The 19,617-nt window shown below is 61.7% G+C and carries 22 protein-coding genes and 2 pseudogenes; 8 read left to right on the forward strand and 16 right to left on the reverse strand.

The window, feature by feature from the left end; translation table 11 throughout:
* Positions 1 to 3 precede the first annotated feature (3 nt).
* The 5 genes from NKI85_RS09940 to NKI85_RS09960 form a co-directional block, all read right to left on the reverse strand.
* Complete coding sequence (locus tag NKI85_RS09940) at positions 4 to 927, reverse strand: NAD(P)-dependent oxidoreductase (protein WP_352776682.1); 924 nt, start codon at positions 925 to 927, stop codon at positions 4 to 6.
* Positions 924 to 2,135 (reverse strand): mandelate racemase/muconate lactonizing enzyme family protein, encoded by a 1,212-nt coding sequence (locus NKI85_RS09945; protein ID WP_352523227.1) that lies wholly within the window; start codon positions 2,133 to 2,135, stop codon positions 924 to 926. Before NKI85_RS09945 ends, NKI85_RS09940 begins: the two co-directional genes overlap by 4 nt.
* Positions 2,132 to 3,748: a GMC family oxidoreductase gene (locus tag NKI85_RS09950; RefSeq protein ID WP_352776683.1), complete on the reverse strand. Its 1,617-nt coding sequence runs from the start codon at positions 3,746 to 3,748 to the stop codon at positions 2,132 to 2,134. Before NKI85_RS09950 ends, NKI85_RS09945 begins: the two co-directional genes overlap by 4 nt.
* A 149-nt stretch (positions 3,749 to 3,897) precedes the next feature.
* Positions 3,898 to 4,455 carry a hypothetical protein gene (locus tag NKI85_RS09955; protein WP_352523229.1) on the reverse strand — a complete coding sequence of 186 codons (558 nt, stop codon included), beginning with the start codon at positions 4,453 to 4,455 and terminating at the stop codon, positions 3,898 to 3,900.
* An 869-nt stretch (positions 4,456 to 5,324) separates the two neighbouring features.
* The gene (locus NKI85_RS09960; protein WP_352523230.1) at positions 5,325 to 6,116 is read right to left on the reverse strand and encodes an alpha/beta fold hydrolase; all 792 of its coding nucleotides are present in this window, start codon (positions 6,114 to 6,116) and stop codon (positions 5,325 to 5,327) included.
* Positions 6,117 to 6,221: 105 nt separating this feature from the next.
* On the opposite strand from NKI85_RS09960, the gene NKI85_RS09965 reads away from it, so the two are divergent.
* From NKI85_RS09965 to NKI85_RS09980, 4 genes are all read left to right on the forward strand, one after another.
* On the forward strand, positions 6,222 to 7,175 hold the full coding sequence (locus tag NKI85_RS09965) for a LysR family transcriptional regulator (protein ID WP_352523231.1): 954 nt from the start codon (positions 6,222 to 6,224) through the stop codon (positions 7,173 to 7,175).
* Between the two features lie 125 nt (positions 7,176 to 7,300).
* Positions 7,301 to 7,963, forward strand: a complete 663-nt coding sequence (locus tag NKI85_RS09970; RefSeq protein ID WP_352523232.1) for a hypothetical protein — start codon at positions 7,301 to 7,303, stop codon at positions 7,961 to 7,963.
* Between the two features lie 137 nt (positions 7,964 to 8,100).
* Positions 8,101 to 8,496: an acyl-CoA thioesterase gene (locus NKI85_RS09975; RefSeq protein WP_023678380.1), complete on the forward strand. Its 396-nt coding sequence runs from the start codon at positions 8,101 to 8,103 to the stop codon at positions 8,494 to 8,496.
* Positions 8,497 to 8,639: 143 nt separating this feature from the next.
* Positions 8,640 to 8,960, forward strand: coding sequence for a hypothetical protein (locus NKI85_RS09980; protein ID WP_352523233.1), 321 nt, complete (start codon positions 8,640 to 8,642; stop codon positions 8,958 to 8,960).
* A gap of 49 nt (positions 8,961 to 9,009) precedes the next feature.
* On the opposite strand, the gene NKI85_RS09985 is transcribed toward NKI85_RS09980, so the two are convergent.
* Positions 9,010 to 9,378 carry a winged helix-turn-helix transcriptional regulator gene (locus NKI85_RS09985; protein WP_352523235.1) on the reverse strand — a complete coding sequence of 123 codons (369 nt, stop codon included), beginning with the start codon at positions 9,376 to 9,378 and terminating at the stop codon, positions 9,010 to 9,012.
* Positions 9,379 to 9,468: 90 nt separating this feature from the next.
* Between NKI85_RS09985 and NKI85_RS09990 the strand changes: the two genes are divergently transcribed.
* Positions 9,469 to 10,074 carry an NADPH-dependent FMN reductase gene (locus tag NKI85_RS09990; protein ID WP_352523237.1) on the forward strand — a complete coding sequence of 202 codons (606 nt, stop codon included), beginning with the start codon at positions 9,469 to 9,471 and terminating at the stop codon, positions 10,072 to 10,074.
* 74 nt (positions 10,075 to 10,148) lie between these two features.
* Here NKI85_RS09990 and NKI85_RS09995 read toward each other — a convergent pair whose 3' ends face one another.
* A complete protein-coding gene (locus NKI85_RS09995; protein ID WP_352523239.1) occupies positions 10,149 to 10,541 on the reverse strand; it encodes a winged helix-turn-helix transcriptional regulator in 393 nt (130 codons plus the stop codon).
* A gap of 98 nt (positions 10,542 to 10,639) precedes the next feature.
* On the opposite strand from NKI85_RS09995, the gene NKI85_RS10000 reads away from it, so the two are divergent.
* Positions 10,640 to 11,620 carry a quinone oxidoreductase family protein gene (locus tag NKI85_RS10000; protein WP_352776684.1) on the forward strand — a complete coding sequence of 327 codons (981 nt, stop codon included), beginning with the start codon at positions 10,640 to 10,642 and terminating at the stop codon, positions 11,618 to 11,620.
* 161 nt (positions 11,621 to 11,781) lie between these two features.
* Here NKI85_RS10000 and NKI85_RS10005 read toward each other — a convergent pair whose 3' ends face one another.
* The 3 genes and pseudogenes from NKI85_RS10005 to NKI85_RS10015 all read right to left on the reverse strand — a co-directional run.
* The gene (locus tag NKI85_RS10005; protein WP_352776685.1) at positions 11,782 to 12,372 is read right to left on the reverse strand and encodes an HAD family acid phosphatase; all 591 of its coding nucleotides are present in this window, start codon (positions 12,370 to 12,372) and stop codon (positions 11,782 to 11,784) included.
* 393 nt (positions 12,373 to 12,765) lie between these two features.
* Positions 12,766 to 13,200 carry an FKBP-type peptidyl-prolyl cis-trans isomerase gene (locus NKI85_RS10010; protein WP_352523244.1) on the reverse strand — a complete coding sequence of 145 codons (435 nt, stop codon included), beginning with the start codon at positions 13,198 to 13,200 and terminating at the stop codon, positions 12,766 to 12,768.
* A gap of 407 nt (positions 13,201 to 13,607) precedes the next feature.
* Positions 13,608 to 13,823, reverse strand: a pseudogene (locus tag NKI85_RS10015) (SDR family oxidoreductase); the annotation flags it as partial.
* A 9-nt stretch (positions 13,824 to 13,832) separates the two neighbouring features.
* On the opposite strand from NKI85_RS10015, the gene NKI85_RS10020 reads away from it, so the two are divergent.
* Positions 13,833 to 14,042, forward strand: coding sequence for a LysR substrate-binding domain-containing protein (locus tag NKI85_RS10020; protein ID WP_352523400.1), 210 nt, complete (start codon positions 13,833 to 13,835; stop codon positions 14,040 to 14,042).
* A 171-nt stretch (positions 14,043 to 14,213) separates the two neighbouring features.
* On the opposite strand, the pseudogene NKI85_RS10025 reads toward NKI85_RS10020, so the two are convergent.
* The 6 genes and pseudogenes from NKI85_RS10025 to NKI85_RS10050 form a co-directional block, all read right to left on the reverse strand.
* Positions 14,214 to 14,321 (reverse strand): annotated as a pseudogene (locus NKI85_RS10025) (alpha/beta hydrolase); the annotation flags it as partial.
* A 225-nt stretch (positions 14,322 to 14,546) separates the two neighbouring features.
* A complete protein-coding gene (locus NKI85_RS10030) occupies positions 14,547 to 15,020 on the reverse strand; it encodes a VOC family protein (protein ID WP_352523401.1) in 474 nt (157 codons plus the stop codon).
* 268 nt (positions 15,021 to 15,288) lie between these two features.
* Positions 15,289 to 17,319, reverse strand: a complete 2,031-nt coding sequence (locus NKI85_RS10035; RefSeq protein ID WP_352523245.1) for an ABC transporter ATP-binding protein/permease — start codon at positions 17,317 to 17,319, stop codon at positions 15,289 to 15,291.
* A gap of 14 nt (positions 17,320 to 17,333) precedes the next feature.
* Complete coding sequence (locus NKI85_RS10040; protein ID WP_352776686.1) at positions 17,334 to 17,846, reverse strand: SRPBCC family protein; 513 nt, start codon at positions 17,844 to 17,846, stop codon at positions 17,334 to 17,336.
* Positions 17,815 to 18,288, reverse strand: a complete 474-nt coding sequence (locus NKI85_RS10045; RefSeq protein ID WP_352776687.1) for a MarR family winged helix-turn-helix transcriptional regulator — start codon at positions 18,286 to 18,288, stop codon at positions 17,815 to 17,817. Before NKI85_RS10045 ends, NKI85_RS10040 begins: the two co-directional genes overlap by 32 nt.
* Entirely contained in the window at positions 18,285 to 19,127 is an 843-nt protein-coding gene (locus NKI85_RS10050) for an N-acyl homoserine lactonase family protein (RefSeq protein ID WP_352776688.1), read from the reverse strand. Before NKI85_RS10050 ends, NKI85_RS10045 begins: the two co-directional genes overlap by 4 nt.
* Positions 19,128 to 19,310: 183 nt before the next feature.
* On the opposite strand from NKI85_RS10050, the gene NKI85_RS10055 reads away from it, so the two are divergent.
* On the forward strand, positions 19,311 to 19,616 hold the full coding sequence (locus NKI85_RS10055) for a hypothetical protein (protein ID WP_352523251.1): 306 nt from the start codon (positions 19,311 to 19,313) through the stop codon (positions 19,614 to 19,616).
* Position 19,617: the final 1 nt, after the last annotated feature.

The raw sequence follows: 19,617 nt of genomic DNA on the forward strand, positions 1-19,617 counted from the left end.
ATATCAACTTGCGAGTTTAGCCGGGAAACCGGGTGCGCGCAGGTCGGTGCCGACGGCATCCTCGAGCAGTTTGACGATCATGGTCGACCAGGCGCTGCCGCCATAGGCCTGCTTGCCTTGCCTGAAGATTGCGTCGACGCGCGAGGCAAGCTCGAGCGGCACGCCGAATTTTTCACCCATGCCGAGGGCGAAGCCGAGATCCTTCAACGCCAGGTCCATGGTGAAGCCGATGTCGTAGGAGCCGTTCAGCACCAGCTGGCTTTCGGTCTCATGGACGAAGCTGTTGCCGGAGGAGGCGACGATGGCGTGATAGGACTGGGCAAGGTCGAGCCCGCCCTTTTTGGCCAGCATCAGCGCTTCGCCGGCGGCGACCAGATGGATGAAGGCCAGCATGTTGGTGATGACCTTGATCACCGCCGCCGAGCCGACCGGACCCATCAGGAACGAGCGCGCGCACATCGCCTCGACGGCCGGGCGGTGGCGAGCGTAGAGTGCTGCGTCGCCACCGACCAGCGCGGTGATCTGTCCGACGGCTGCCAGATGCACGCCGCCGGTGACCGGGCATTCGAGCGTCTCGACGCCTCTTGCCGAGGCGAGGGATGCAAGGCGCACGATCTCGTCTTGGCCATTGGTCGACATCTCGATCCAGCCGCCGCCTGCGGGGAGGCCTTCGAGCAATCCGCCGGGGCCGGCCAGCACCGCCTCGCTGACCTGTGGCGATGGCAGGCAGGTGATGGCATTGCCGGCCAGAGCGGCGGCCTCGGCCGGGCTCCCGCCGGCATCGGCACCAAGCACCACCAGCCGCTCGACGGCCGCCGGGTCGCGGTCGAATACGGTGACGGCAAAGCCGTTGCGGATCAGGTTGGCGGCGAGCTGGCTGCCGAGATGGCCAAGACCGATGAAGGCATAGCTCCGGCGCGCGCTCACGGCATCAACGGCGTCTGCATCATCTGCAAATGCAGGTCCTTGCCGGTCCAGGGATGCGCCTCGCAGACGGCTTCGTCGAGCTCGACGCCGAGGCCTGGCTCCTTAGACGGGATGACGTTGCCGTCCTGCCATTCGATTTTCTTCTTGAGCAGCTTCTCGTGAAAACCGTCCCACTGCTTCAGCGATTCCAGAATGAGGAAGTTGGGCAGCGTCACCGCGAGCTGGATGTTGGCGGCGCCGACGATCGGTCCGCAATAGCAGTGCGGCGCGACCTGGATGTGATAGGCCTCGGCCATGGCGGCGATCTTCTTGGTTTCGAGAATGCCGCCGGAGCGCCCAAGGTCCGGCTGAAGAATGGTCGCCGCACGGTTCTCGATGACGCGGGCGAATTCGAACTTGGTCGTCAGCCGCTCGCCGGTGGCAATCGGGATAGACGTGCCGCGCGCCACCTGAGCCATGACCTCGGGCATGTCGGGCGGCACCGGCTCCTCGAACCACAGCGGATCGTAGGGTTCGATGGCGCGGGCGAGGCGCAGCGCACCCGAAGCTGTGAACTGGCCGTGGGTGCCGAACAGGATATCGGCGCGAGTGCCGACCGCCTCGCGGATCGCCTTGACCATGCGGGCGGAGAGGTCGATGTCGACGAGGCGCGGCTGGTGGCCGTCAAAGGCGGTGTAGGGACCGGCCGGGTCGAGCTTGACGGCGTTGAAACCCTGCTCGACATATTCGAGCGCGCAGGCTGCAGCCAGATCAGGATCGTTGTAGACGTTCTTGCCGCGCGCATCCTCCGAATGGACGCTGCCGCTGTGCGGGTAGAGGTAGGTATAGGAACGCAGCGTTTCGTGCACCTGGCCGCCGAGCAGCTTGTAGACCGGCTTGCCGGCCTCCTTGCCGATAATGTCCCAGCAGGCGATTTCCAGCGCCGAGAAACAGCCCATGCCCGACACGTCGGGCCTCTGGGTGAAGCCGGACGAATAGGCGCGGCGGAAGAAGTTCTCGACATCGTGCGGATCGCGGCCGACGAGATAACGCTCGGCCATGTCCTCGATCATCCTCGCCGTGACATGGGCCGAGAAAGTGGCGTTGTAGGCCTCGCCATAACCGACAACGCCGCCATCGGTGGTGAGCTTGACGAAGATGAAATACTTGCCGCCGATGCCAGGTGGCGGATTGCCGACCACCCAGGTCTTGACGTCGGTGATTTTCATTTTTGATCCTCCAGAACCAGTTCGGCGCCTTTCCATCCGGTCATGATAGCGGCGGCGTTGGTGTTGCCGGTGATATTGTCGGGAAAGATCGAGGCATCGATGACGCGCAGGGCTTCGAGGCCATGCACCTTCAGGCGCGGATCGACGACGGCGCGCGCCGGGTCCGGCCCCATGCGGCAGGTCGAGACCGGATGATAGACCGTGCCGGAGCGCTTCCTGAAATCCTGGATGAGATCCGCATCGGAGGTGATCGACGGACCCGGCAAAACCTCCTCCTCGATGATCTCCGCCATCGCCGGCATCGATGCGATCTTCCTGACGAATTTCACCGCCGCCAGCATTTCGGCGACGTCTGCCTCGGTCGAAAACGCGTTGGCGACGATTTTGGGATGATCGCGCGGATTGGCGGAGCGGATCATGATTTCGCCGCGGCTCGACGGCCGGCAATTAGAGAGGCCGATGGAAAAGCCCGGCCACGGATCGGGCGTCAGGATCGGGCGCTCGCCGCTCTTCGGAATGACGGTCGAAAAGGCCTGGAAATAGAGCTGCATGTTGGGCCGTGCCGCGGCCGGGTCGGTGCGGAAGAAGCCGCCGGCATTGTTCATCGACAGCGACAGCGGACCCGACCGCAGGAGGACATATTGCATGCCGACCAGGAGCTTGCCCCACCACGGACGCAGGATCTGGTTGAGCGTCGGCTGCCTGCCCTTGAAGGTGTAGTTGATGCCGACATGGTCCTGCAGGTTTGCCCCGACATTCTCGTTGGCGCAAATGACGGGAATGCCGAGCGCACCAAGCAACGCCGATGGGCCGATGCCTGAAAGCTGCAGCAATTGGGGCGAATTGACCGAACCGCCCGACAGGATGATCTCGCGGCCGGCGCGGGCGGTTTTCGTCTCTCCATTTTGGAGATACTCGACACCGACGGCGCGCTTGCCCTCGAACAGGATTTTTGTCGCCAGCGCGTTGATCTCGACGCGGACATTTTTGCGCTTCATCGCCGGGCGCAGGAAGGCGCGCGCCGCCGACATGCGGCGGCCGTTCCTGGTGGTGATTTGATAGACGCCGACGCCTTCTTGCGTGGCGCCGTTGAAATCCGGGTTGAGCGGCAGGCCGGCCTGGTTGGCGGCTGCGAGATAGCGCTTGGTGAGCGGATGGACAGAGGTCGAGCAGTCGGTGATATGCAGCGGCCCTCCGACGCCGCGCCATTGATCGGCGCCGGCCTGGTTGTCCTCCAGCGCCTTGAAAGCGGGCAGCAGGTCGTCGAAGCCCCAGCCGGGGTTGCCGGCATCCCGCCAGGCGTCGAAATCCTCGCGCGCGCCCCTGATCCAGACCATGGCGTTGATTGAACTCGAGCCGCCGAGCAGCTTGCCGCGCGGCCAGTGGTCGACATTGCCGGCAAGCCCGGGGTCAGGCTCGGTCTTGTAGTTCCAGTTGACCGCCGGGTCGAAGAAGGTCTTGCCGTAGCCGAGCGGCATCTGGACGTAGAAGCGGCGGTCGCTGCCGCCGGCCTCGAGCACCAGCACCGAGAAGCGGCCGGAAGCCGACAGCCTTTCGGCCAGGACCGAGCCGGCCGAACCGGAGCCGACGATGATGAAATCATAGGTCTGCATAGTGGCTACGGGCGGCTCCGGAATTCGGGCTCTAACCTAGACTTGGGCGCGGCGCGGCGTCGCCGGGTCTTCCGGCATCCGATGTGAAAAAAGCGACTGGTAACTTCGTTTGAATTTCGACTTTCAGCGCCAAGAAGATTGATGAAGACCTAACTTGCCCACGCATCGAGTTGATTGAGGACAGCAATCGCTGGATAGGATTTTCGGTTGGGATAAGCATGCCTATAATAGGCATTCCAATAGCTTGTGGCCCTGGTGCGCATCGTACGCGTTATGTTTCGGTTCTGTCGGACAAAGCTGGCATAGGCTGATGCGTCCAGATCAGGTACTGCCGCGTAGATATCTTCGGCGATTTCGACGACATATTCGCCCAACAGCAGAACGACGAAGGCGATGCTCCAACTTTCGTTCAGCGAAAGGATCACCCTGGCTGATTTCTGCCGCAAAAAGCCATCTGTCGATCGTGTCAGCAGGCAATGCGACGGAAACGAAAAGCCAAGGTGATGCTCTCGCACGCTTGGCAGAAAATGTAACCGATAAGGAATATAGATGCCCGCTCCATCAGAAATGAGATGCCGGGACGTCGTTCGGTAAGTGTCGTCGACAAAGGGCGTCAGCTCCTCCTCTGCCATGGTGGTCAACGTGCTGAATGGGAAAGCCCACTTCGCAACGCCTGAGAACGGCTTTCGTCGTGTGAACCAATCCACGTTGTGCCCCTGACCAAAGTTGAAACATCTGTATACCGGGATCACGTCGGCTGCGCGATGGCACTGCGACCGCGTCGACCCATTGCCGAATTTCAAGCCCCGCCATCTGAACTCAGGACGTTGGCCACGCCTTCGCCTGTGCTTTGTCGGCAAGCCCGTCCGAGCATCACGGGCGATGATCGGCAATCTGCTTGAAATGATAGCGCATGATCGGGCGGGCCGGCGTCCTGCGGGCAACGACCTTGAACCCGGCGCGCGCGAAGGCGGAGGCGTATCCGCTGCCGGAAGCGCTCGGCGATACGTCGGCGTCGAAAGGATAGGCTTCGAGTGCCGGAGCATTTGCGCGCCTTGCGACTTCCAGGGCCTGTGCAACCAGCTGGGATGTTACGCCCCGCCTTGCGGTATCGTTTTCGCACGTAGAGGCAGGACAGGGACTAGACTGGCCTGTCGTCCACGCGCTTGAGCTGCCATAGCCGATCGAGCCAGGGCAGGGCATCTCGCGGTTTCACCTGGCACCATCCGACAGCCGTATCGCCGTCGAAGGCGAGGATGCCCGGAGGCGGACCATGCTGGACGGCCTGCCGGAACGCTGCCCTGGTTTCCTCGCCGAGTCGCTTTCGATAAGAACGACCGATCCGCCCGTACATACACCAACAGCGACTGCAGACGGCGCTGTCACCGAACAGGCCCTCGAGCGCCGGCCACAGATCGGGCGTTAATGGGCGAATGCTGAGTTCCATATCAACCGTCATCCGCTACCTATGTTACCCAGTCTAGCCTGAGCTACGCGTTAATGCATCATAGGTTGCGGTCCATGCGCGCGATGTTCGAAAACGGGGTTTCACTCAGCATCCCTGTCGTGCTCCAACTCAGCGCAGAAAACCGAGCACGGCCTCCATGAACTCGGCAGGGTACTCGACGTTCGACAAGTGAACCGCGGGCAGGACAACCAGCTTCGCGCCGGGCACCGTCGCCGCGATTAGCTCGCTGTGACTGACGGCTGTCACAGTGTCGTGCTGGCCGGCTATCACGAGCGTTGGCCTGGAAATCAGCGCTATGGTTCGGCGAAGGTCCGCATCGCGAACCGCCGCAAACAGACCAGCCAGGCCTTGCCGATCTATGGCCAGCAGCATGGTGCGAAATGCCTCGATGACGGGCTCGCCGGCCGCCAGCATTTTTGCAGGGAACCAGTTACCCAGGAACATCTCGGCGGTTTCGGACATGTCCGGCGCCTGCAGCACGGCGGCAATCCGCTCGTCAAACTGCTTTGCCGGTCCGAGGTAGGATGAGGTGTTGCTCAGGATCAATCGCTCGATCCGCTCCGGCGCGTGGATGCCGAGCCACTGCCCGACGAAGCCGCCCAACGACAAGCCGAGGAAGTGTACGCGTTCAATGCTCAGGGCATCGAGCAACTCGATCACGTCGCGGCCAAGCCGGTCGAGCGAATAAGCACCGGCCGGAACGCTTGACCCTCCGTGGCCGCGAAAATCATAGCGCAGAACACGGAAATGCTTCGACAGCTCGTCGACTTGCATGTCCCACATCCGCAGCGTGGTGCCGATGGAATTCGACAGCATCAGCACGGGCTTCCCGGCGTCGCCGTCGATGCGATAGGCGATGCGCGCGCCATCGCCGACGGTCACGAAATCCAGCTCATTCATGGTGAATATACCTTCCTCTTTGAAGCGTTGGATGTGGCAAGCCTAGCTGCGGCGCGCTTTTGATTATATTACAAAGATAGGACTATCTCTGTAATAGAGGCTGACATGGCTGAATTCACCCTGCACGACCTGCAATGCTTCGATGCCGTGATCCGCTGCGGCGGCTTTCAGCCTGCGGCGGCCATGCTGCATCGCTCGCACCCGGCGGTGTTCGCAGCCGTTGCAAAGCTGGAGCGGCAGCTCGACCTCGTCCTTTTGGATCGCGGCGGCTATCGCGTGCGCCCCACCGAGGCAGGGCTGTCGTTCCATCGCAGGGCACAATCGCTGCTGCGCGAGCTCGAGGGCTTGCGGCTTCATGCTGCTCAGCTGTCAATGGGCGAAGAAAGCGAGATCCATGTGGTGGTCGGCGACCTGTGCCCGCGCCCGCAGGCACTGGGCATGCTCGGACGATTCTTCGCCCAGTGTCCGGGCACACGCCTGCATCTGCATTTCGAGGCGGTGGGCGGCCCATGGGAGCGCCTCTTCGATGACGAAGCCGATTTGATTCTGCACTGGATCGACAGGAGCGACCCGCGGGTGGAATGGATCGATCTGTGCAAGGTGCCATTCCTTCCCGTAGTGGCGTTGGGCTTTCTGCCGGAGCGCATCAAGCACCCAATCACACCGGATCAGATGCACGCGCTCACCCAATGTGTCATGCGCGACACGGCCCGCCATTCACCGCAACAAGACTACTTCATGATCGAGGGTGCGCCTCAATGCATGGTGGCCGATCAGGGCATGAAGAAGGAAATTATCCTGCAGGGCCTCGGGTGGGGCCACATGCCCCGTTTCCTGATCGAGGAAGAACTGCGCGACGGACGCCTGCAATCCATTGCCGGTCGTCATCTGCCAGGCCGTACTGAGGAGTTGGTGGTGGCGCGCCGCCGCGACCGGCCGCACGGGCCGATCTCGAACCGTCTGTGGGATTATATCGAGCAAGAGGCGCCGACGTTGCGCCGAGCGCTCGAACGTCGGACACCTATCCGGCACGCAAAGCAAGGGCTCGGCATCGAGTGAATTCTTCGAGGCCGTTCAGTCTATCCGTAGGTAGAACCGTAATTCCTATATTGTTGTTATCTCAGTCCTTCGTTAGGGTCTGCTGCATCTGACAAAATCGGCGACGCTCACGTGAAGAGTCTCAAATGCGCCTCATCTTTTTATTGCCGCTTCTCGCATCTCTCGCGTCGTCGACCGTTTTGGCGGAGGAGGTCTATCACAACGTGGCCAGCCAAGATTCATTGGCTCGCGCCGACATACTCGGCCGCATGATGAACGCGCTGACGAGACACAAAGAATTTGACGACAAGTGCGACTTGGTTCCGCTGATAGACATGAAGGCATTCGAAAATTACTACAAGAAGCTGACTTGGAGCCTTAGTCCTTCAGACCTCGCGCTGGTACAAAAGCACTACTCCGACGCACAAACCACTTGGAGCGCCAAAGGCGGCGGGATACCCGGAACAGAGTGTGATGACCTTAGCTATGAAATTCTAAATTTCGATATTGGAACTCCGAATCCCCGCGACGAGATGCTAAGCCTACTCAATGCGGCGCCGCGTGGCAGTTCACAGTACCAAATCTACGCAGCGGCGACGGCATGGGGTGGGTATCTCCAAGGTTTCATCACCTGTCCCGATTACTATGTCAGTTCGAACGCCGTGGATAAGATCCAAAAAAGTAATAGGGACGAGTTTCGAGTCCCATACCTATTAGCAAGGATGGCCGCCGTTAAAGCCGCTCCTGATTGTCGAGATATAGAGCCTTTCGCACGTGATGGCGGGGTGTATCGCCCTAGAAGCAAGTGAGAAGTCCATCGATTACGCACTCTATCGTTAGTACGTGCGCCGCGCACCATACCGGCAACCCAGGTGCGGAGAGCGCGTTGACGTATCATCGTCCCGCCGATACGGATCGGGACAATCGATCGCAAAGGTTTTTCAGCATGGTGCATTATGCGGACGGGCGGCCGATCGGCGATCTGACGCTCAGGACGCTGGCCATGCCTTCCGACGCCAATGCGGCAGGCGACATTTTTGGCGGCTGGGTGATGGCGCAGATGGATCTCGCCTGCGGCATCCGCGCCGCCGAGCGCGCCAAGGGCCGCGTGGTGACGGCGGCGGTGAAGGAAATGTCCTTCGCCAAGCCGATGAAGATCGGCGACACGCTATGCATCTATACGCATGTCGAACGCGTCGGCCGCACCTCGATGACGCTCAAGGTCGAGGCCTGGGCGCAGCGCTATCTCTCCGACCTGATGGAGAAGGTCACCCATGCCGACTTCGTCATGGTGGCGCTGGACGGCGAAGGCAAGCCGAAGGCTGTTCCGGCCGAAGGCTGACCCGGCCTGATTCCAGAAGACGGATTTAAACAGCCGTCTCTCCCGCGCGGGGGATGCGGACAGCGATCCCGCGTGGTCTTTGGCTAACGGGTTCCCGCATGCGCGCCTGCAGCGCGACCGACGGGATCTTGGGAGGAAAGACAATGCGTCAACACATGCTGAACGCTGCCCTGGCGGGTGCCTTTGCAGCCTTGCTCTGCCTGTCGTCCGCAAGCGCTTTTGCCGAGGTCAAAAAAGGCGATCCAGGCGCCACCTGCACGTCGGAAAACCGCACCATCAACGGGCAAGCGGCCAAGTGCGAGATCTGCAAGGCGACGAAGTGCGACACCAGCGGCACGACTGTGAGCAATTGCCGCACAGAGACGACCACGACCTGCACGGTCGGCGGCAGGGTGGTCAACCCCAACCCGAAATTGAACCAGATCGAGAAGCTGCCGAAGGGCAAGATGCAACTGAAGAAGTAGCGCTCATCCGGAAGGTCCCGACAAGCTGAACCCCTTGCAGCGCAAGGGTTCAGCTATGCATGGCGTCGAATTTTTCGCGCGCGACCTTGACGCGCTCGGTGTTCTTGCGCGCCCATTCGCCGAGCGCACCGACCGGCACCAGAAGCTCGTAGCCAAGATCGGTCAATTCGTAATCGACACGCGGCGGGATGGTCGGGAACACCGTGCGCGTGACGAAGCCGTCGCGCTCGAGCCCGCGCAAAGTGGTGGTCAGCATCTTCTGTGAAATGCCGCCGACGGCGCTGCGCAGTTCATTGAAACGGAACGGTCCGTTACCGAGCTTGCCGACGACGAGCACCGTCCATTTATCGCCGACGCGCTGCAGGATTTCCGAGACGGCGCGGCAATCCTCGGTGCGGTGCGGGTGCCTTGGTAACAAAAAAGTGCCTCCTTGCACATTGAGCGACCAGTTACTCATATAGCTCAGGTATCTAAATGATACCAGTATTCCCTGCAAGGAGAGCCCTCTATGTCAAAACCCAAAATCGCCATCATCATTGGTTCAACCCGCGCGGCGCGCTTTGCCGACGTCCCGACCCAATGGATTGCCAAGATCGCCAGGTCGCATGCCGACATCGACGTCGAAGTCGTCGATCTGCGCGACTTCCCGCTGCCGTTCTTCGATGAGGTTGCATCCTCCGCCTGGGCGCCGTCGCAGAACGAAGTGGCGCAGCGCTGGCAAAAGAAGGTCGCCGGATTCGACGGCTTCATCTTCACCGCCGCCGAATACAATCATGGCCCGACGGCCGTGCTGAAGAACGCCATCGACTACGCCGCCAACGAGTGGAACAAGAAGCCGGCCGGCTTCGTCGGCTATGGCAGCGTCGGTGGCGCGCGTGCGGTCGAGCAGCTGAGGCTGCATGCGGTCGAATTGCAGATGGCGCCGGTCAAGTCCGCCGTCCACATCGCCTGGGGCGATTTCCTTGCCGTCAAGCAAGGTGACAAGAAGCTCGACGATTTCGAGCACCTGAACCAGGCGGCAACCGCGCTGGTCAACGACATTGCATGGTGGGCCAGGGTGCTGAAAGCGGCGCGTCAGGCCGATGCCGTCGCCGAGGAAGTCAAGGCGGCCTGAGAGCAGGTTCGAACAGTCCTCCCAAGGATTAATTCTCCCAAGCATTAGGGCGGCGCATGCGCCGCCCTTTTTGTTCACACGGCATGTGCGCCCTGCGCTTGCCGTGGCCTGATGATGCAATCGGCAAGGCGGTCCATCTCATTCAGCTCGTCGGCGTGGTGCTGGCCCCATTCGCAAAGTGCCAACAGGATAGGCTCGAGGCTGACGCCGAGCCGCGTCGCCGAATATTCGACGCGCGACGGGATCTCGGCAAAGATTTCGCGGCGGACGAGGCCGTGCTCTTCCATTTCGCGAAGCTGCTGGATCAGCACTTTCTGGGTGATATCGGGCATCAGCGCCTGCAGCGCCGACAGCCGCCGGGGCCTGTCGAAGAGATGGTAGAGGATGACCGCCTTCCAGCGGCCCGAAATCACTTTGAGCGCGCGCTCCGCCGGCAGCATCGGCAGTCTCTTGATCAGCTTGGGCATGGTCACCTCCCGGTCAGCAGCGCACAAATCGGTGTGTAGTCGAAGCCAGGCAGATAGTGGCAAACAGCGGCCGATGCCAATAGCGATCGGTGCGTGCGATGAGAGCCATTCAACTAAGCCGTTTCGGCGGGCCCGACGTTCTCGAAATAGTCGAGGTGCCGAAGCCTGGGCCGCAAGCCGGCGAGGTCCTGGTCCGCGTTCATGCGGCGGGGGTGAATTTCTTCGAAGTGCTGATGCGCGCGGATCGCTATGCCGTGACGCCGCAATTGCCGATGTTCCTTGGCGTCGAGGCTACCGGGATCGTGGAGGCGCTCGGGCAAGGGGTGGATGCTTCCTTGCTCGGCGCGCGCGTCGCGGCGCCGTTGTTTGCCTCAAGCCGCCCGTTTGGCGGCTATGCCGATTATGTGACGATCGACGCAAGCCTGGCCGTGCCGTTGCCCGATGCTCTGTCGTTCGAAGATGCGACGGCATTGATGGTGCAAGGGCTGACGGCATTGCATCTATCGCGGCAAAGCCCGCCCAGCGGCAAATCGGTGCTGGTCGCGGCTGCCGCGGGCGGCGTCGGCTCCCTGCTTGTCCAGCTTGCGAGGCGCCAGGGCGCAGGCCTCGTCTTCGCGGCTGCCGGCAGCAAGGCCAAGCTCGAGCTTGCTTTGTCGCTGGGAGCCGACGCTGCCGTCGACTACAGCAACGCGGATTGGCCGGGGCGCGTCCGGGAAGCGGCAGGCGGCGCCGGCGTCGACATCGTCTACGACATTGTCGGCGGCCCGCTGACGGCGGCCGCGCTGGAGGCTCTGGCGCCGTGCGGAGAGGTGGTGTTTGCAGCACTTGGTAGATACGCGCTCGGCGCCCCGGAGATGGAGACGATGATCGGCCGCAACCAGTCGCTGAGAGGTTTTGCGCTGCTGCCGCTGCTGTCTGCCGATGTGCTGAGAGCCAGCCTTTCGGAGCTTTTCGATCTGGCCGCCGGTGGTGAGCTCGTGATGACCAAAGGCGGCAGCTTCCCGCTCGACCAGGCCAGCCAGGCGCATCGCCTGCTGGAGGAGCGCGGCGCGACCGGCAAGGTCGTCTTGATAGCTTAGTGTCGTGATCGGCTAGAGCCGTCCACACGCCGATCGTCGATTCTGACCGTTTTGCGCGGCACTCTCGCCGTGATGCTGCGACGTTACGATGCATTCGTTGGCAGCGCAGACACGGTGCTCGGCAAGGAGCCCAGGGTCCGGGGCTTGTGCCGTACAGACCGTCAGCGAACCCTGTAGAACGGATTCGGCAGCAGGAACAGCTTCTCGGCATGCCCTCCGAACAGGTCGGATGGCTGGTCACCGACATTGGCAATTATCGTGTAGCCGGCCTTTTCGATTTCGGCTCTTATGGGTGACTTGAAATCTGCGGCGGAACCATATTTGGCTCCAGGCTGGACCATGTAGAGTTGCTCATAGCCGGCATAGCCCGCCGACTGCAGGTTCTGTTCGGTTGCCTGACGCTGATCCTCCGGACGTCCGGTGATAAAGAATACTGCGACTTTCACCGCTCGCGCCTGCCGGAAGACCTCCAGCACAGGGTCGATAGCCGGATCCTTCGCAAGCTGATCCCAGGCGGCCCAGCCACAGGGACCGTCGATTGCGATGTCGCAGGCGCCGCCGATCGGGCGGCCGAAGTTGTCACGTGTGATCACTTCCCAGTTGGCCAAAGCCGTCTCGTCGATATCGAGCACCAGTGCGGGGCGAGGCACCTCCATTGCGCGCTTGACGACCCAATCACCTGCCTGCTTCGCCACTGCGGCAAGGTCGCGATCATAGTCGCCGGAATCATGATAATTGGCAGCCGCCAGCATCGCATCGCCGACATTGGCTGGCTGGGACGGGCTTGTGAGAAGGAGCGAGTCGGAACGCGCCGGCGCAGAACATTTGTGCCAATCATCAGCACGATTGCCCCGACACGCGCAATTCTATTCCAACCAATCGCCCGCATCACGAGACTTTGCGGTCGCTAGAAGTCCATGTCAAGCGAGGCAAGGCACAGTTCTCGAAACTGCGACGCCGAAATAGAAATTTCGAAACAGACGCCGAATATCTCTATGATTGCTGCAAGCTACACGATTTCCACAATCGCCGCTCAAAGTAGCCGCGCTGCTCGCGGTCTTTCCCTCCGGCAGGTGACGCACCGCCGAAATCTCCGGCGGAGGTGCGTCACCCGAAATCATAGCCAACACGGCCTTGGCCCAGCCCTACGCCGCCTGAACGATCTCGACCAGTTCAACGTCGAACACCAGATCCCGTCCGGCCAACGGATGATTGCCGTCGAGCTTGACGCTGGCGTCGTCCACGCCGACGACCGTTACCGGCATGGGGCGCCCTTCTGAGGTTCTGACCTGCAATCGAGTGCCGATATCAACGTTGATGTTGTCTGGCACGCGGGCGCGGTCGATGGTCATGACCGCTTCGGGGCGGTGGGGGCCATAGGCGGCGTCGGCGGGAACAGTGACGGTGCTTTTCGCGCCCACCTCCATGCCCTCGACATGGGTTTCAAGACCGGGGATCACTTGTCCTTCACCCAGCGTGAATTGCAGCGGTTCGTTGCCGGAAGAATCGAATTGGGTGCCGTCTGCCAGGCGTCCATTGTAATTGATGCGCACGGTGTCGCCATTCTTGGCCTGTGTCATGGTAGTCATCCTTTGAAAGGTTTTGAGGGGCCGGCCAGAGCTCACGGTCCCGTCCTCGATCATCCACGCACTCGGGTGCGCGGCGCGAAACGCTAAAACTAGGGACCTGGCTGCCGATGTAAACCCCGATTGGGCTACGCCGGCATGATCCGCCGGCGTTCGTCGCCTTCGGCAGGAGTGCGCCGGTCTAGCAGTCATACCGGCTCTACCCATTCAGGCGGCGTGCAAATGGCGGCTAGATCAGGTTATGGCCGCCATCGAGGCGGATTGTCTCGCCGGTCGTGAAGTCGCTTTCCATGAGGTAGAGGTAGGCGGCGGCGACATCCGCAGCGGTCGGAATTTTTCTCGAGGGCAACCGGGGCAGCCATGTCGGCAAAGAAGCCGGATTTGGCTTCTCCAACGACATCCCACATCGGTGTGTCGACCCATCCGGGTGACACGACATTGACGCGCGTCGGACCCAGTTCGAGCGCCAGGGCCCGGGCGAAAAAGCTGAACGAGCCGGCAATCGCGGAGACGACTGAGTCTCCCGGAATCGCCGGCTTGTCCTTGTTGATACCCGACGTGAATGTCATGGAGCCGCCGGCCCTCATCCGCTCCGCACCCCTCAGGATCTCAAACATCACACGCTGATCCGTGACAGCTTTCCGATCGACTGGGCGACCTGGCTGGCGAGCGCCGGGGTCGAGGGCGTGGACCCACAGAGCGGGATTACCTTTGACTCTGCCACCTTTGCCATGGAGTCGGCAGCACAAGGCGAAGGGGTAGTGCTCGGCCGAACCATGCTCGTTGCAGCCGACCTCGCCGCCCGGCGACTTGTCCGCCCCTTCGGCACGCCCTGAAATCCCCCTCCAGCTTCTATCTCGTCTACCCGCCGGAGGCGATCCGTCAGCGCAAAGTCAGGGCTTTTCGGGATTGGCTGCTTTCAGAAGTCACGCCGCAAATGGACTGACGGGAAGGCCGAGCCGAGGGGACAGGATCGCCTACCGGTCAATGTCCGCCAAACCGAGCGGTTACAATCTGCTCGCCCGAAATGCGGTGATGATCCAGGCACGCGAGTCAAAAAGCACACCGTCCGCGGTCAAGTGCGCATCCAACAGATCGCGCAACCGCCGCAGCGCCGCATCAACATCCACATCCGCGCGGGCCAGCATGCGTTCCCGCCTTGACGGCAGCCCTGAAGACCTCGTTGTGCCGTCGCAGTTCGGCGTCGTAAAACTCAGCGCAGTTCAACACCTTCGCACGCCTGTCTGGCTCGGCGGCGTTCCTGGCGCCGCTCTGATTTTATCGATGACCTCCTCAGCCGGGCGATGCACCGGCTTCCGCCTCGGGTCACCGCAAGAGTGTTAGCCGCGCCGCGCCGCCTCGATCGCTGCGACGTCGATTTTCTTCATCTCCATCATCGCCTCGAACGCGCGCTTTGCTTCATCGCCGCCGGCGGCCATTGCCTCCGTCAGCACGCGCGGCGTGATTTGCCAGGAGATGCCCCATTTGTCCTTGCACCAACCGCACGCACTTTCCTGGCCGCCATTGCCGACGATGGCGTTCCAGTAGCGGTCGGTCTCCTGCTGATCGTCGGTGGCGATCTGGAAGGAGAAGGCTTCGTTGTGTTTGAACGCCGGCCCGCCATTGAGGCCGAGACAGGGGATGCCGGCGACCGTGAAATCGACCGTCAGCACGTCGCCCGCCTTGCCGGACGGATAGTCGCTGGGGGCGCGGTGGACGGCATTCACCGAGCTGTCAGGAAAGGTCTCGGCATAGAAGCGGGCTGCAGCCTCGGCGTCCTTGTCGTACCAAAGGCAGATCGTGTTCTTGGCGATTGTCATTGCTGGTCCCTTTGCTTTTGAAATCAACCTGGCTTTTGAAGTTAACCCGGGCTTTTGAAGCCGATCCGGCCATTTTCCCACCCTCGGGCCGTTTCACAGCCAGCCTCGGCTTTGCACCAGAACATGGAATGCGCTTGTGCCATCTGACGTTCCGACAGCAACACCTGAACGGTAGCAAGGTATCACGGCTGGTGCTTTTAAGACCAGACGCGGGCAGTGACTCGAACGGGCGACGGTCCGCCGGGGCCTCGACCGGCGGACTTCACTTTTTTGTCTGGGGCAGCGCCGCTTTGCTCAAGGTCGTGCTGCCTTTCAGTTGGGAGCGGCGGTGCCTCAGAAGGCGCACAAGCAAGTTCCGTCTGCCCTTGCGCCGGACGAGATCGATATCGCTGACAAGTTTTGCGCCGCCCTCGCGCCGCTCCAATGTGATCTTGCGGCTATGGAAGGCTTCCAGCTCGGCGCGATGCGCTACGCTGATGATGGTGACCTTTGGCAATTCGCGAATGATCATCTCCATCATCGTCTCCTGGCTCTTTTCATCGAGTGCTGAGGTTGCTTCATCCAGCACTATGATATCGGGGCTGTGCAGCAGAAGACGCGCGAAGGCGAGCCGCTGCTTTTCGCCACCCGACAAGGTCTGGTCCCATGGCGCGTCGACCTCGATCTTATCGTTGAGATAGCCGAGTCCCACCTTGTCGAGGGCAGCCTTGATCATATCCAGCGTCCAGTTGTCGGCGGCGCCTGGATAGGCGACTGCGCGGCGAAGGGTCCCGGTGGGTATGTAAGGCCGTTGCGGCAACATGAACAACCGTCGGTTGGCGTGGATGTTGACGCTGCCGCTACCCCACGGCCACAGACCTGCGACGGCCCGCACCAGCGTGCTCTTGCCTGAGCCGGATTCGCCAGCAACGAGCACCCGCTCGGCTGGATCGATCACGACCTCGGTTTCTTTGACCACGGCGGTGCCGTCGTCGAGCGACACGGAGAGATTGTTCAGGCCGAGCATCGCATCGCCTTCTGTTTCGCCGCGCTTTATGCGTCCAAGGGTGTTGCTCTGTTCCGCACGCTCAAGCCCGTCGAGCGACATCATCAGCGAGGCGATGCGCCGTGCGCAGGCGTTCCAATCAGCGAGACGGGGGTAGTTGTCGACCAGCCATCCGAACGCGCCCTGCACGATGGCAAAGGCAGAGGCAGCCTGCATTACCTGTCCAAGTGTCATGCTGCCTTCGAGAAACTTTGGGGCGCAAAGCAAAACCGGCACGACTGGCGCAAACAGGCTCGACCCCTGCGACACCAGCGCTGTGCGCATGTGCTGGCCTGCAAGGAGCGCCCATTGCCTGAGCACATGGGCGAATGTCTTGTCGATGCCGCTACGCTCCTCCTCCTCGCCGCCGAGCAATGCGATACTCTCGCCGTTTTCCCGCACCCGCGTCAGCGTGTAGCGGAACTCGGCTTCCGCCTGATTTTTTTCCTCGGAGAGGTGGACGAAATGGCGGCCAATGACCGCCATCGAGGTGGACGTGATCGCGGCATACAGCACTGCGGTGATGACCAGGAAGCCGGGAATGGTGACGGTCGAACCTGCAATCGTCAGGGTCAGGGCCCCGCCGATCGTCCAGAGCACCACGATGAAGGTCGAGGCCGACAGAAATGCGACGATGACACCGGCGATGAAATCGACGGGCGATTCGGTGGCAATCCGCAAATCCTCCGCGATGCGGGCTTCGGGGTTGCTGTGGTCGCCGCCGACGAGGTTCAGCTGATAGTAGCGGCCGCTTGCGAGCCAACGCGCGATGACCGCGGTGGTGAGCCAGGAACGCCAGCGGCGCTGTATCGTCATACGAAAGAAGACTTGTGCCACCACAAGGCTTGCGCTTCCGAGCACGAGTGGCAGGAATACGCCGCTCAGCCAATATACGGTATGGGCATTGCGTTGCTCAATGGCGTCGAAAATCGCGCGGTTCCAGACATTGATCCCGTACTGGAAGCCGACATTGGTGACGATCAGGACCAACAGCCCGATCGTGCACGGCCAAGCGAGCCTATCGCCACTGCTGCCCCAGTAACCGCGCGCGCTGATCCAGAAACGCTTCAGCAGGTATCTCTTGCGCGCCTGCTCGGCCTCTTCAGGTGTCAGCTCAGGATCGGGTTCGATGAAATCCGGCGGCGGCGCGGCCTCGCCGACGACCTCAGACGCGACTTCGACAGTCGATTGCTTCTCCTGGCGCGACTTTTCAGTATCGCGCGATTTGGCGCCGTCGATCAATTTCGGCTTGAATTTAGCCTCGGACATCCGGCGATAACGGCTTAAAAATCAGAAGGTTTCATGATCTCCGCTCGAGATGCCGGCGTCTCTATAATTCGTTTCAGGCTTTCAAGATTCGTTCGCATGCCGCGTTCGAAGAAGCTGGACGCAAGCGGCGCGAGAAGTGCCATCGGCCCGGGAAGCCCCTTTCCGCTGATCGAACCCTCAAGATGGAGATGCGTTCTGTTTCCCGTCGGCACCAGCCGAAAGCGATAGGTAAATGGTGTCGGCCCGTCCAAGCTTGATAAAGTCAGCAGTGCATCGGCGTCGAACTCCGTGACCTCCACGATATTTTCGAGGACCTGCCCGGCAAGGTCGCGGCTGAAGCGATAGCGGCTGCCGCGACCGACCGGGCCGGCCGTGAGCTTGGTCACCGACTGTACCGCCGAGTACCAGGCCGGAGCGGCTTCGATATCCTCGATATGGCGGAAGACGATCTGGGCAGGCCTGTCGATCTCGATTGATGTGTCGAACATTTGTGACTTACTCCTTCGGGAGATCGGATGATGGCCCATTGCGCCGGGCGATTGCGTTGCCGGCAGCTGTTCCCGCGACCAGAGTTCGCAGCAGCCCGACGGCGGTTGTGATCTCGTCCAGGGTGAGCCGCTGGCCCAGCCATCCATAAAGCCGGGATTCGACCTGCCGGATTTCGGCGGCGAGCCGGTGCCCCTCCTGTGTCAGCTCCAGCTCCACCTGCCGACGATCCTCGGCGTTTTCCCGCCTGACGACGAGCGCCCGCTCGACCAGCGTGCTTACCAGCCGGCTGGGACTGCCGGTCTCGCAGACCAGCAGCTTGCCAACAGCGTTGAGCGACATTGGTTCGCCGGCCTTCAGGCAGCTGATGACTTCAGCCTGGGAAGGGGTGACGCCAAGCGGGGAGACCAAGTCGGTAAGCAGCCTGTTGCCTTCGCGCTGGGCACCGAGAATCAGGAATCGCAGCTCCTCTTCCGGGTTCATGCCGCCGCTCCCAGTTCGAACGGAGCGGTCACCAGCTGACGCGTCGCCAGCCGCACGGCGCTCTCCGGATCATGGGTTGGCAGATAGATCGTCGGCCGCTGCTCAGCGAGGTGCCGGACGGCTCTCAGGGTTGCAGCGGCAACCTTGGTATCGGGTCCCACCCCGTCCACCTTGCCGGCAAGCATCAGTGCCTGGTTGTACGACGTGTCGCCTGCGAGAAAGAGCGTCGCGTCGCCGTCCTCCACCAGCACCGAAAGATGACCGGCAGTGTGACCAGGGGTAGCGATCGCTATGACCTCGCCCGCGATGGTCAAGCGCTTGCTCGCCGCAAATGGACCGAATGGTCCATCGTCGAGCTCGAGCCGTGTGGGGTTGAACCAGTCGGGCCAGCGTTGCGGCAGGTAGCCGCGGAGCATTCCCATGAAACCCGACGCCGTGTCGATCTCACTGGGGGCGGCGAGTATCTCGCTATGTGGAAAGTGCACGAGACCCGCGTCATGGTCCATGTGCAGATGCGTGAGCACCACCCACTTGACGTCGCGCGGTCCCATGCCCAGGCTGCGCAGCTGCGGCCCGATCTCCTCTTCCGGCTCGATACGGTAGCGTACTTCCCAGCGAAAAAACGGATGCAGCGAGCGTCCGTGCCCGTTCAGCAGATGTGCCGCCTGTCCAGTGTCGACAACGATGACGCCCTCGTCGTGCTCGATGGCCCAGGCGAAGGTCGGCAGCCAGTCGGACCAGTTCCTGTCGGCAAAGATGCTGGCAAGCCCATGGCCGCGTCCCTCGATCTGGGCCGTCTTGATGCGGACCGATCCGGTCCGGATGGCATGTACCTTCATTTTCATTCTCCATTAAATGACGTGTCATTATATGACGCGTCGTGTATTAGGTGTCAATATGGGCCGAGGAGAAAGATCGGCGCGCTTGCGCTATGAGAATCGCGAGCATCTGCTGCTCGCCGCTGACGCCATGCCGGCGCTGAATTCCGGAACAAGGGCGCGATTTTGCCGTTGAGCCAGAAATTGGAAGCGATCCGCATGTCCGAATTGCCTAATGAAGAGATCGAAGGGCGGCTGAATGCCCAGCGCGAGACTTTGGCGCTGGTCATCGCGCTACTTGCCCGCCTGGACACGCCACCCGAGCGGATATGGGCCGAACTGGAGGCCCGTTTTCAGTTTCAGAACAGTCAGGAGGACCCCGGCGTCCTGCCAAGCCGCGCATTCGCCATCGAGGGTGCGAAGATGCGGGAGTTCAAGCTGATCGCCGAAGAAGCGCGAGCGCGCAATGCGGAATGGAACGACAGGGACAAGCCACAGGGCGCCAACTGAA

Source organism: Mesorhizobium sp. M0571, from assembly GCF_040320985.1.
Classification (GTDB): domain Bacteria; phylum Pseudomonadota; class Alphaproteobacteria; order Rhizobiales; family Rhizobiaceae; genus Mesorhizobium.

What these genes read in the sequence shown, in the direction of transcription:
- NKI85_RS10045 (WP_352776687.1), bottom strand. Translation starts at nt 18,288, where the DNA reads ATGAACCCGGAAGAGGAGCTGCGATTCCTGATTCTCGGTGCCCAGCGC.
- NKI85_RS09990 (WP_352523237.1), top strand. Translation starts at nt 9,469, where the DNA reads ATGTCAAAACCCAAAATCGCCATCATCATTGGTTCAACCCGCGCGGCG.
- NKI85_RS10005 (WP_352776685.1), bottom strand. Translation starts at nt 12,372, where the DNA reads ATGCTGGCGGCTGCCAATTATCATGATTCCGGCGACTATGATCGCGAC.
- NKI85_RS10035 (WP_352523245.1), bottom strand. Translation starts at nt 17,319, where the DNA reads ATGTCCGAGGCTAAATTCAAGCCGAAATTGATCGACGGCGCCAAATCG.
- NKI85_RS09975 (WP_023678380.1), top strand. Translation starts at nt 8,101, where the DNA reads ATGGTGCATTATGCGGACGGGCGGCCGATCGGCGATCTGACGCTCAGG.
- NKI85_RS09980 (WP_352523233.1), top strand. Translation starts at nt 8,640, where the DNA reads ATGCGTCAACACATGCTGAACGCTGCCCTGGCGGGTGCCTTTGCAGCC.
- NKI85_RS10000 (WP_352776684.1), top strand. Translation starts at nt 10,640, where the DNA reads ATGAGAGCCATTCAACTAAGCCGTTTCGGCGGGCCCGACGTTCTCGAA.
- NKI85_RS09965 (WP_352523231.1), top strand. Translation starts at nt 6,222, where the DNA reads ATGGCTGAATTCACCCTGCACGACCTGCAATGCTTCGATGCCGTGATC.
- NKI85_RS09950 (WP_352776683.1), bottom strand. Translation starts at nt 3,748, where the DNA reads ATGCAGACCTATGATTTCATCATCGTCGGCTCCGGTTCGGCCGGCTCG.
- NKI85_RS09995 (WP_352523239.1), bottom strand. Translation starts at nt 10,541, where the DNA reads ATGCCCAAGCTGATCAAGAGACTGCCGATGCTGCCGGCGGAGCGCGCG.
- NKI85_RS10010 (WP_352523244.1), bottom strand. Translation starts at nt 13,200, where the DNA reads ATGACACAGGCCAAGAATGGCGACACCGTGCGCATCAATTACAATGGA.
- NKI85_RS10040 (WP_352776686.1), bottom strand. Translation starts at nt 17,846, where the DNA reads ATGGGCCATCATCCGATCTCCCGAAGGAGTAAGTCACAAATGTTCGAC.
- NKI85_RS10050 (WP_352776688.1), bottom strand. Translation starts at nt 19,127, where the DNA reads ATGAAGGTACATGCCATCCGGACCGGATCGGTCCGCATCAAGACGGCC.
- NKI85_RS09945 (WP_352523227.1), bottom strand. Translation starts at nt 2,135, where the DNA reads ATGAAAATCACCGACGTCAAGACCTGGGTGGTCGGCAATCCGCCACCT.
- NKI85_RS09970 (WP_352523232.1), top strand. Translation starts at nt 7,301, where the DNA reads ATGCGCCTCATCTTTTTATTGCCGCTTCTCGCATCTCTCGCGTCGTCG.
- NKI85_RS09960 (WP_352523230.1), bottom strand. Translation starts at nt 6,116, where the DNA reads ATGAATGAGCTGGATTTCGTGACCGTCGGCGATGGCGCGCGCATCGCC.